Source organism: Streptomyces sp. NPDC043854 (assembly GCF_056436005.1).
In genome coordinates this window covers 4,125-14,851 of record NZ_JBWKDK010000095.1, presented here as the reverse complement: position 1 = coordinate 14,851, position 10,727 = coordinate 4,125, and the positions used below count along the sequence as shown (strand labels likewise).

At 73.9% G+C, this 10,727-nt stretch carries 8 protein-coding genes; 3 read left to right on the top strand and 5 right to left on the bottom strand.

Annotated features, from left to right (window positions below; all coding sequences use genetic code 11):
- Positions 1 to 104: 104 nt before the first annotated feature.
- Both AC068A_RS36380 and AC068A_RS36375 read right to left on the bottom strand, forming a co-directional pair.
- Positions 105 to 950: a glutamate ABC transporter substrate-binding protein gene (locus AC068A_RS36380; protein WP_478590575.1), complete on the bottom strand. Its 846-nt coding sequence runs from the start codon at positions 948 to 950 to the stop codon at positions 105 to 107.
- Positions 951 to 1,037: 87 nt separating this feature from the next.
- Positions 1,038 to 1,823: an amino acid ABC transporter ATP-binding protein gene (locus tag AC068A_RS36375; RefSeq protein ID WP_478590574.1), complete on the bottom strand. Its 786-nt coding sequence runs from the start codon at positions 1,821 to 1,823 to the stop codon at positions 1,038 to 1,040.
- 297 nt (positions 1,824 to 2,120) lie between these two features.
- Here AC068A_RS36375 and AC068A_RS36370 point away from each other — a divergent pair, with 297 nt between their 5' ends.
- Both AC068A_RS36370 and AC068A_RS36365 read left to right on the top strand, forming a co-directional pair.
- Positions 2,121 to 2,837 (top strand): response regulator transcription factor, encoded by a 717-nt coding sequence (locus AC068A_RS36370; protein WP_478590573.1) that lies wholly within the window; start codon positions 2,121 to 2,123, stop codon positions 2,835 to 2,837.
- A 12-nt stretch (positions 2,838 to 2,849) separates the two neighbouring features.
- On the top strand, positions 2,850 to 4,277 hold the full coding sequence (locus tag AC068A_RS36365; protein ID WP_478590572.1) for a sensor histidine kinase: 1,428 nt from the start codon (positions 2,850 to 2,852) through the stop codon (positions 4,275 to 4,277).
- A 26-nt stretch (positions 4,278 to 4,303) separates the two neighbouring features.
- On the opposite strand, the gene AC068A_RS36360 is transcribed toward AC068A_RS36365, so the two are convergent.
- On the bottom strand, positions 4,304 to 6,478 hold the full coding sequence (locus AC068A_RS36360; RefSeq protein ID WP_478590571.1) for an endo-beta-N-acetylglucosaminidase: 2,175 nt from the start codon (positions 6,476 to 6,478) through the stop codon (positions 4,304 to 4,306).
- Between the two features lie 225 nt (positions 6,479 to 6,703).
- A complete protein-coding gene (locus AC068A_RS36355) occupies positions 6,704 to 7,981 on the bottom strand; it encodes a glycoside hydrolase 5 family protein (protein WP_478590570.1) in 1,278 nt (425 codons plus the stop codon).
- A 519-nt stretch (positions 7,982 to 8,500) separates the two neighbouring features.
- Here AC068A_RS36355 and AC068A_RS36350 point away from each other — a divergent pair.
- Entirely contained in the window at positions 8,501 to 9,502 is a 1,002-nt protein-coding gene (locus AC068A_RS36350) for an ROK family protein (protein WP_478590569.1), read from the top strand.
- Positions 9,503 to 9,509: 7 nt separating this feature from the next.
- On the opposite strand, the gene AC068A_RS36345 is transcribed toward AC068A_RS36350, so the two are convergent.
- On the bottom strand, positions 9,510 to 10,505 hold the full coding sequence (locus AC068A_RS36345; protein ID WP_478590568.1) for a TAXI family TRAP transporter solute-binding subunit: 996 nt from the start codon (positions 10,503 to 10,505) through the stop codon (positions 9,510 to 9,512).
- Positions 10,506 to 10,727 lie beyond the last annotated feature (222 nt).

Sequence of the window (10,727 nt, the reverse complement as noted above, 5' to 3'; positions counted from 1 at the left end):
CCCCCCCCCCCCCCCCCCCCCCCCCCCCCCCCCCCCCCCCCCCCCCCCCCCCCCCCCCCCCCCCCCCCCCCCCCCCCCCCCCCCCCCCCCCCCTCACCGATGAATCAGCTGCCTTCGGTGATCTGCGGGGCCGGCTCGGCCTTGTAGCCGGCGGGGCCGAGGTTGGCGTCCACCGCCTTCTGCCAGGAGCCGTCCTCGACCATCTTCTTGAGCGCGGCGTTGACCTTGGTCTGGAGGTCCTTGTCGCCCTTCTTCAGGCCGATGCCGTAGGGCTCGTCGCTGAGCTTCAGGCCGACCAGCTTGAACTTGCCCTTGTTCTTCTCCTGCGCGGCGTAGCCGGCCAGGATCGAGTTGTCGGTGGTCAGGGCGTCGACGGACCCGTTCTCCAGGCCGGTGAGGCACTCGGAATAGCCGCCCTGCTCCAGCAGGTTCGCTTCGGGCGCCAGCTTGGTCTTGACGTTCTGAGCCGAGGTGGAGCCGGTGACCGAGCAGAGGTTCTTCTTGTTGAGGTCCTCGGCCTTGGTGATCGAGGTGTCGTCGGCGCGGACCAGCAGGTCCTGGTGGGCCAGGAAGTACGGGCCGGCGAAGTCGACCTTCGCCTTGCGCTTGTCGTTGATCGTGTAGGTGGCGACCACGAGCTTGACGTCGCCGTTCGAGATCAGGTTCTCGCGCTCGGCGCTGACGGCCTGCTTGAACTCGATCTGGTCGGGCTGGTAGCCGAGCTCCTTGGCGACGTAGGTCGCCACGTCGACGTCGAAGCCGGTGAACTTGCCGTCCGGGGTCTTCAGGCCCAGACCCGGCTGGTCGAACTTGATGCCGATGACGATCTTGTCCTTGCCGCCGGTGGTGCTGCCGCTGCCGGCCTTGTCACCGCCGCCGCCACACGCGGTCGCGGTCAGGGAGAGGACGACGGCCACGGCTGCGGCCGCGCCGGCCTTGAAAACCTTCATGGTGGACTTCCCTCGGATGAGACGTTGTAGACGACGAGCGACGACACGAGCGCCGGGCCGCCAGGGGATCACTACCAGACGGAACCGTCAGTGGTGCAGGATCTTCGAAAGGAAGTCCTTGGCGCGGTCACTGCGCGGGTTGCTGAAGAACTGCTCGGGCTCGGCCTCCTCGACGATCTTGCCGTCGGCCATGAAGACGACCCGATTGGCCGCGGAGCGGGCGAAGCCCATCTCGTGTGTGACGACGACCATCGTCATGCCCTCGGCGGCGAGCTGCTGCATGACCTCCAGCACCTCGTTGATCATCTCCGGGTCGAGGGCCGAGGTCGGCTCGTCGAAGAGGATCACCTTCGGGTCCATGGCCAGCGCGCGGGCGATCGCCACACGCTGCTGCTGGCCGCCGGAGAGCTGCGCCGGGTACTTGTCGGCCTGTGTTCCGACACCCACCCGGTCCAGCAGGGCCCGCGCCTTCTTCTCGGCGCTCGCCTGGTCCGTTTTGCGGACCTTCATCTGGCCCAGCATCACGTTCTGCAGCACCGTCTTGTGCGCGAAGAGGTTGAAGGACTGGAAGACCATGCCGACGTCGGCACGCAGCCGGGCCAGTTCCCGCCCCTCCGAGGGCAGTTCCTTGCCGTCGATCGTGATCGTTCCGGAGTCGATCGTCTCCAGGCGGTTGATGGTCCTGCACAGCGTGGACTTGCCCGATCCCGAGGGACCGATCACCACGACAACCTCGCCGCGGGCAATGCTCAGATCGATGTCCTGAAGCACGTGCAGCGCGCCGAAGTGCTTGTTGACGTTGCTCAGTACGACCAGGTCGTCGGCGGCTGCGACCGCGTCCTTCGCGTCCTTGGCCACTGATACTCCGCTCATCGGCTTCTTGCTCCGTCCTCCTCGGTTGGCAGGACAGTAGTGAGGCCGTGCGCACACCGTCATCACATCTGAGGGAGAATTGAGGATAACGAAACGGCCTCGACTCGATACGCTCCGTACGTGCCGCGCCGGCTCGCGCCGGAGGGCTCGTACCGGGTACATAACGGAAACCGCGCCGGACCGGAACCCCCTTGACGTGGGGCCCCGCATCGGCGTGGATGCTCTGTGGCCCTCTGACCGCGGGCCGAGCACGGTACAAGCACAACAGGAAACAGGAACGCAGGAAAGGGGGACGCAATGAGACTGCTGCTCGTCGAGGACGATGACCACGTCGCCGCCGCCCTGTCCGCGATCCTCGCCCGTCACGGCTTCCAGGTGACCCACGCCCGCAACGGCGAGGAGGCCCTGCAGGCCCTGCTGCCCGCCGGAGCCACGTCCTCCGCCTCTCCCTACGGGGTCATCCTCTTGGACCTCGGCCTCCCCGACCAGGACGGCTACGAGGTCTGCGGCAAGATCCGCAAACGCACCTCGACCCCCGTGATCATGGTGACGGCCCGCTCCGACGTGCGCTCCCGCATCCACGGGCTCAACATGGGCGCCGACGACTACGTGGTCAAGCCCTACGACACGGGCGAGCTCCTCGCCCGGATCCACGCCGTCGCCCGGCGCAGCGGCGCCGCCGAGGAGGCCGCGGCCGCCGTCGCGGGCGCCCCCGCCGTGGTCCGGATCGGATCCGTCAGCATCGAGCTGCCCACCCGCCGGGTCAGCGTCGACGGTTCCGACGTGCCGCTCACCCGCAAGGAATTCGACCTGCTGGCCCTGCTCGCGCAGCGCCCCGGCGTCGTCTTCCGCCGCGAGCAGATCATCAGCGAGGTGTGGCGCACCAGCTGGGAGGGGACCGGGCGGACCCTGGAGGTGCACGTGGCCTCCCTGCGCTCGAAACTGCGCATGCCCGCCCTGATCGAGACCGTCCGCGGGGTGGGCTACCGGCTCGTCCCGCCGGCCGCCCCCTAGCGGGGGCCCGCCGTGCGCGCCCGCCTGCTCCCGCTGCTCGTCGTCCTCATGGCGGGCGTGCTGCTCGCCCTCGGCCTCCCGCTCGCCGTCAGCCTGGCCGCCGGCCAGCAGCAGAAGGTCGTGGTCGACCGGATCGACGACAGCGCCCGCTTCGCCGCCCTCGCCCAGTTCTTCATCGACGCGGAGGGCTCCGGCAGCAGCGGCGCCGCCGAACGCCGGGAGACGCTCCAGCTCGAACTGGCCCGCTACCAGGAGCTGTACGGCATCCGGGTGGGCATCTTCTACCGCGACGACAACGCCCTGGTCCGGGCCCCCGGCTGGTGGCAGGTCCCCGAGGAGGGCGAGGGCCGGCGGGCCTTCAAGGAGGCCCTCGCCGGGCGGCGCAGCCACGACCCGGCCCAGGTGTGGCCCTGGCAGACCCACGGAAAGCTCCTCGTCGCCTCGCCGGTCGTCCTGGACGGGGACGTCGTCGCGGTCGTGGTCACCGAGTCGCCCACCGACCAGATGCGGGACCGGATCCTGCGGGGCTGGCTGCTGATCATCGCCGGCCTCGCCGCCGCTATGCTCCTCGCGTTCGGGGCCGCCCTCCAGCTGACCCGCTGGGTCCTCAAGCCCGTCCGGACGCTCGACGCGGCCGCCCACGGCATCGCCACCGGGCGGATGAACTCCCGGGTCGCGGCCGCGAGCGGGCCGCCGGAACTCCGACGCCTGGCCCGCTCGTTCAACGAGATGGCCGACAACGTGGAAGAGGTACTGGAGCAGCAGCGGGCGTTCGTCGCCGACGCCTCCCACCAGCTGCGCAACCCGCTCGCCGCGCTGCTCCTGCGGATCGAGCTGCTCGCCCTCGAACTGCCCGAGGGCAACGAGGAGATCGCCTCCGTGCGCGTCGAGGGCAAGCGCCTGGCCCAGGTCCTGGACGACCTGCTGGACCTGGCGCTGGCCGAGCACGCCTCCGCCGAGCTCAGCCTCACCGACATCGGCGCCCTGGCCGCCGAACGGGTCGCCTCCTGGCGGCCGTACGCCGAGGAGAAGGGCGTGCGGCTCACCGGGGCGGGCCGGACCGCCATCACCGGGTGGGCCGACCCCATCGCACTCTCCAGTGCCCTCGACGCCGTCATCGACAACGCCCTGAAGTTCACTCCGGCCGGGGAGGAGGTCACGGTGTCCGTCGTCCCGGCCGGCCCGTCCGTGCACGTCGTCGTCGCCGACCGCGGCCCCGGGCTCACCGAGGAGGAGCTGCTCCGCGTGGGCGACCGGTTCTGGCGCAGCGGCCGCCACCAGAACATCAAGGGATCCGGGCTCGGCCTGTCCATCTCCCGGGCCCTGCTCGCCGCGGGCGGCGGGTCCCTCTCGTACGCGAAGAACGATCCCCACGGGCTGCGGGTGACCGTGGCCGTCCCGCGCAGCGCCCCGCACAACGGGGCCGAGGGCAACGGCTGACCCGCGGAGCCGCCCCGACGCGTACGTCAGCCGGCCCAGGCGAGGGCGGTGCGGGCCGGGGCGGAGGCGGCGTACAGCTCGTCGACGGCCCGCACCTCGAACACCGCAGCCCGCTCCCGGCCGGCCCGCACGACCGCCGGCAGGTACAGGGCGGTGCCGCAGGTGCCGCCGAGGAAGCGGCGGGTGCCGTCCGGGAGCAGGCGGTGCAGCTCGTAGTGGCGGACCGGGCCGGGTGCACGCCGCCAGGACAGCCGCACCGCGGCCGCGCCGTCCTCGTGGGCCGCGGCGTCCACGGTCAGCGCATGCGGAGCGGACGGCCGCGGCCGGGGGGTGCCGTCGCGTACCGACAGGGCGCCGACCCGCCAGGACACCGCTCCGTTTCCCCGCGCCGTGATCCGTACGGCCAGCCCGTACGCGGTCCGGCCCGCCAGGGACGACAGCCCGACCCGCGCCGTGTGCCAGCCCGCGCCCGGGGCCGCGGCGCCCGCCGCGAACCAGGTGTAGGGGACGGGCTCGCCCGGAGCGGCCGGCTCGCGCACCGCGACCCCGACCTCCACCACGGCCGGTGCGGAACCCGGCTCGGCGCAGTGCACCAGCTCCAGGACGCCGGCCCGGGGCAGCGCCAGCCGGGTGCCGTGCAGCCCGACCGCGGCGGGCGCGGTGAGCCGGCCCGCCACGAGGAGGCTGGAGCCGCCCCGCCAGGCCCGGGCGAAGTCCAGCGTGACGGCAGGGCGCGGGCCGGCGGTGTTCACGACCCAGCGGCGGCCCGGCAGCCGGTCCTGGAGGCCGAGGTGGCTCCACGGCGTGTCGGAGACGGCCTCGCCGCGCTCGTACCAGCGCTCGCCGTGCCCGGTGTTGAACGAGCAGGCGAAGGGCAGCGCGGCCACCGTGGACCGGTCCGCGACGACGGTGGCCGGCGCCCGCCAGCCGCCGCCGTCGGGCGCGGGGCGGGCCGGGTCCAGGGACTCGCCCGTCCAGAACCGGTCGTCGGCGCGGTGGAAGGCGCCGGGGGAGCGGTCGGCGAGGTGGTTGCGGGTCCACTCGGGCCGGTAGAAGCCGTAGCTGACGACATGGTCGCGCCCGCGCGGAACGATCGCCTCCCAGTCGACCGCGGAATCCCAGCCGCGGGACTCCGTGTCCACCGCCGCCCACAGCTCGTGGCGGCTGCGGCCCAGGCGTTGGGCGAGCGCCCCGGAGGCGTCCAGGCTCTGCGCGCTCCACCGGAAGTCGACGAACACGGTGTCGGCGACCCGGCCCGCCCGGTCCTCGAAGAACTCCTGGTTGAGCTGGTTGAGCGCGCCCTGCCAGCCGACCCGGCCGGTGCTGTTCATCGCGTCGTACCAGGTGATCCGCAGGTTGTGGGGTGCGCCGGCGGCCCGCAGGGCGCGCAGGAACTCCCGCATCCGGGTGGCGAGCGCGCTGTCCCCGCCGTCGGTCTCGGCGTTGACGAACCAGCCGTCGAACCCGTACGCGACCGCCACCCGGACGAGCTGCTCGGCGATCGGGAACCGGCCCAGGGCGTCGCGCTGCACGAGGTCGCGGGTCCACTGGAGGTCGCCGCCGTACGCGACGGGCGGCAGGAACACGTTGCCCAGCACCCGGACGCCGTTGCGGTGGGCGGCGTCGACGACGGACGCGTTCGGCGCGAGCACGATCCCTTCGCCGGCAGAGCCGCCCCAGAACACCAGCTCGTCGATGTACGCCCAGTGGGCGAGGGCGTAGCTGTCGGCGGTCGGTACCCCCTGGGAGGGGTTCTGGGCGGTGGGGCCGAAGGAGACGAGGGAGGCGATACGGGCCTGGCCGGTACGGACGGCCGGGTGCGGGGGCACCGGCGTGAAGCGGGCGGCGAGCTGAACGGTGGCGGTGTTGTGGGCGAGGTCCGGGTCCGACTCCGGGGTCCACTGCTTGAGCGAGCGCCACACGATGCCGGGGCCCGGGGTGCCGTGGGGGAGGGAGTCGGGGAACCAGTAGGAGGCGTACGGGGCCAGGTCCGCCGGGCCGGCGGACGCCCGGGGCGCGGTGGGCGACGCGGGAGGCGCCGCGGCGGCGTGCGCCGGGAGGGGAGCGCCCAGCAGCGCGGCGGCCCCCACCCCGGCGGCGGCCCCGGCCGCGGCACCGGCGGCGAGGATCCGGCGCCGGGTCGGCGGCGGTACCGATTCGGGGGACGGGCCGGGGGAGCCGTCGGGGGAGTCGCCGGGCAAGGGGGAACGCAAGGAAAGGGGAGGGGTGCGAGGGTGTGCGCCGTTGCCGGGGGACTCGGACATGCGGGGCTCCTCGGGGGACCATGGTCGGGGACAGGGGACAGGGGACAGGGGACAGGGGACAGGGGACAGGGGACAGGGGACAGGGGACAGGGGACAGGGGACAGGGGCCGGGGGACGGGAGACGGGACAGCGGGGCGGGGGTCGTGGGGGCGGCAGGGCGGGTCAGCGGACGTCGGAGACGCGCAGCACCTCCGTGATGCCGCGCCCGGACAGATGGGCGGGGTCCTCGGCCAGCTCCGCCAGCACCACCGCGGGCCGGACCCCGTCGGCCGCCAACGCCGCCCACGCCTCGAAGAAGGCGCCGCCGGGCGCGCACACCGACCGCCCCGGCGCGGCCTCGGCCCCGCCGACGTCCGCGGCCAGCGCGGTGGACCGGACGGTCGGGCGGTGCTCCCTGCCCCGCCACTCCCCGGCGGTCCGGGCGAGGGCGGCACCGGCCGGCTTGGTCCGGCGGTCGTTGGTGAGCAGGCCGAGCCCGTACTCCAGCTCCGGGAAGTCCGCGAGCTCCCGGGACACGTCGTGGGAGCACCACCAGGTCACGCCCCACAGGTCCGCGCAGTCCAGGGCGGCGGAGAGCGTGGCCCCGGTGAACGCGGCCGCGTGCTCCGGCGGGATCAGCGGCGCGGGCGCCCCGACCTCCTGGAGCCAGACCGGCCGGTGCGGGTCCGCCGCCCAGGCCTTGGACAGCTCGACCAGGTAGGCGGCGTGCTGCTCGGTCGCCGTCCCGGTGCGGCCGTGCCGTTGCGCGGTGCCGTCGAACACCCAGGAGTGCACGGCCGTGGCCGCGCCGAGCCGGGCCGCCTGGGCCGGCGTGAACGGGTGCCCGTCCCGGTACCAGGCCGCGTCGTACTCGGCGTGCACGTGGAACCGGCCCGGCGCGCCCCGCTCGCAGGCGGCGAGCATCCGCTCCAGCCAGCGCTCCGCCTGCTCCGGGGTGATCCGGTCCGGGTCGGGGTGCGGGGCGTCGGAGAACTGGTTGATCTCGTTGCCGACGGTCATGCCGAGGAAATGGGGCCGGTCGGCGAGGGCGGCGGCCAGGGTGCGCAGGTACTCCTCCTGCCCGGTGACCACGTCCGGGTCGCCGAAGATGTTCCGCCGGTGCCAGGTCCCGGTCCACGCGGGCAGGAAGTCGAAGCTCGACAGGTGCCCCTGGAGCCCGTCCACCGCGACGTCGAGGCCGCGGTCGGCGGCCGCGTCGGCGAGCGCGACCAGCTGCTCGACGGCACGCGGCCGGATCAGCGTCCGGTTCGGCTGGAAGAGGGGCCACAGCGGGAAGACCCGTACGTGGTCCAGGCCGAGGGCGGCGATCGAGTCCAGGTCGGCCGCGACCTCGTCGAGGTCGAAGTCGAGCCAGTGGTGGAACCAGCCGCGCGACGGCGTGTAGTTGGCGCCGAAGCGGAGCGTTCGGGCGGGCGGGGGAACGGGGTTGCCGTCACGCATGAAGGATCCCGGAAGTCGCGGGGAATTCTCCGGACGCCCACAACGTGCCGCCCCCGGCAGGAGAAAGTCAACAGGGCCTTCACGGCCAAAGGGAAATGGCGTGCTCATGCGCTTCAGACCCGTTGGCAGAAGGGCGGAGCGCCTCTCCGACTCGGGCGGCCAATGCGGTTCAGCTCATGCGGTCAATTGGCCTCGCGCAAGGAAGTGTGCGGAAATGGGCAGCGGTATTTCGGTCACGACGGCGGCCGGCACTCCCGCGCTCTTCACCGGTCCGCCGGAAAACCCCGCGCAGGTGGTACGCGCCGCACCGCAGGCGCCCCGCCCGCAGGATCCCGAGGTGAGGGCCGGTCGGCAGCACCGGCTTCCGCAGCCCGCTCACCGGCCTCGCGTACGCCGTCTCTGCCGGGCCGGGGTGTCCGAGAGCGCCGTATCTTCGCGCTCAACGACCGGCCGGGCGTCTCCGAGGACACCCGCGCCCGGGCCTGCATACTGAATCCGACCCCGTCCTGGAGCGCCACCGTGACCTCACCCAGCCCCTCCTTCCCGGCCCCCGGCGGCCGCGGCCCGGCCGCAGGCCCGACCGTGGCGATCGACATCGGCGGCACGAAGATCGCCGGCGCGCTGGTGCTCCCCGACGGCACGATGACGGCCACCACCCGCCGCCCCACCCCGCGGGACACCGACGCCGACGGGGTGTTCGCCGCCGTCGCGGAGGTCGTCGCGGAGCTGGCCCGCTCGCCCCTGTGGCCGGCGGCGGTCCGCTGCGGCATCGGCAGCGCGGGCCCGGTCGACGCCTCGCGCGGCACGGTCAGCCCGGTGAACATCGGCGCCTGGCGGGACTTCCCCGTCCAGGCCCGGGTCGCCGCGGAGCTGGCCCGGCACGGCACCCCCCTGCCCACCGTGCTGGTCGGCGACGGCGTGGCCATGACCGCGGCCGAGCACTGGCTGGGTGCGGCCCGCGGCCACGCGAACGCCCTGTGCATGGTGGTCTCCACCGGCGTCGGCGGCGGCCTGATCCTGAACAACCGGCTCCACCCGGGCCCCACCGGCAACGCTGGCCACATCGGGCACATCAGCGTCGCGTTCGACGGCCCGCGGTGCGTCTGCGGGAGCCGCGGCTGCGTGGAGTCGATCGCCTCCGGCACCGCCATCGCCCGGTGGGCTGCGGAGCAGGGCTGGACCCCCGCCGGGGGCGACGCCGGCGATGCCACGGCGGTGGGCGTCGCCGCGGCCGCCGAAGCCGGGGATCCCCTCGCGCTGGCCGCGTTCGACCGGGCCGGCCGCGCCCTGGCCGCCGCCATTGCGGCCGGCGCCACCCTCGTGGAGACCGGCATCGCAGTGATCGGCGGGGGCGTCGCCGCCTCCGGGGACACGCTCTTCGGGCCGATCCGCACCCACCTCGCGGACTACGCCACGCTCTCGTACGTCGGCGGCCTGGAGGTGGTCCCGGCAGCCCTGGGCACCCATGCGGGGCTGATCGGCGCGGCCGCCGCGGCGACGATGCTGCTGTCGGCCCGATAGCCCGGGGTCAGGGCTTCACCGAGCGGTAGTACCGCCCGGCGCCCTCGTGCAGGTCCAGCGGATCCGTGTAGATCGCCGTCCGCAGGTCCACCAGCTGCGCCGCGTGCACCTTTTTCCCGATCCGGTCACGGCTCTTGATCACCGTCCGCGTGAACTGCTCGGTCAGCCCCGGATCGGTCTCCTCGGTGGTCACCAGCAGGTTCGGCACGGCCAGGGTCGCCACCGCCGAGGTGTTGCGCGCCCGCGCGTACGCGTCCTGCGGCATCACCGCCGCCCGGTAGTAGCGCGCCGGGCTCCCGCTGCCCTGAAGCGTCTCCACCAGGTCGTCGAGCTGCACGAGCCGGATGTCGAACCGCTCCGACAGCTCCCGCACCGCGTTCGTGGGCAGGCCGCCGGACCAGAAGAACGCGTCGATCCGCCCGGCCTCCAGCTCCGCCGGCATGGTGTCGATGCCGATCGAGACCGGGGTGATGTCCCGTGCCGGGTCCAGCTTGGCCGCCGCCAGCAGCCGCTCCGAGACCAGCCGCACACCCGACTCGGGCTGGCCGATCGCCACCCGCTTGCCGCGCAGGTCCCGTGCCGACTGCACCGGCGACCCGGCCGGCACCACCAGTTGCACGTAGTCGTCGTACAGCCGCGCGACCCCGCGCAGCCGATCCGCGCCCGGTTTCCCGTCGACCCGGTACTTCGAGACCGCGTCCGCCGTCGCGACGGTGAAATCGGCCCGCCCGGTCGCCACCCGCGCGAGGTTCTCCTGTGAGCCCTGGCTGGTCTCCAGCCGGACCCGGACCCCGGGGACGTCCTGCGCCAGCGCCTGCTCCAGCAGCTGGCCGTACAGGTGGTAGACGCCCGTGCGCACGCCCGTGCTGAAGGTCAGCTCGCCCTTCAGCTCCGGCTCCCCGAAGGGCCGCAGCCACCACACCAGCAGCCCGAGCACGGCGAACACGGCCACCAGCCCCCCCAGGGCGGTGCGCCTGCCGAAACGGGGCGGAACGTGAGCCATGGGCGCGATCCTGCCACCGTCGCGGCCCCCTGTCACGGGGCGCCCGGCCCGAGACGGCGGACCGGGGGCGGACCGGGGACGGACCGGGACCGTCGGGCAGCGCCTGCCTCGTTCCACGGCCGGCAGCACGGACCGGAGCGGGGGGGGGGGGGGGGGGGGGGGGGGGGGGGGGGGGGGGGGGGGGGGGGGGGGGGGGGGGGGGGGGGGGGGTGGTGTGGGGTC

Coding starts and splice junctions, on each gene's coding strand:
- AC068A_RS36380 (WP_478590575.1), bottom strand. CDS start 950: ATGAAGGTTTTCAAGGCCGGCGCGGCCGCAGCCGTGGCCGTCGTCCTC.
- AC068A_RS36375 (WP_478590574.1), bottom strand. CDS start 1,823: ATGAGCGGAGTATCAGTGGCCAAGGACGCGAAGGACGCGGTCGCAGCC.
- AC068A_RS36370 (WP_478590573.1), top strand. CDS start 2,121: ATGAGACTGCTGCTCGTCGAGGACGATGACCACGTCGCCGCCGCCCTG.
- AC068A_RS36355 (WP_478590570.1), bottom strand. CDS start 7,981: ATGCGTGACGGCAACCCCGTTCCCCCGCCCGCCCGAACGCTCCGCTTC.
- AC068A_RS36345 (WP_478590568.1), bottom strand. CDS start 10,505: ATGGCTCACGTTCCGCCCCGTTTCGGCAGGCGCACCGCCCTGGGGGGG.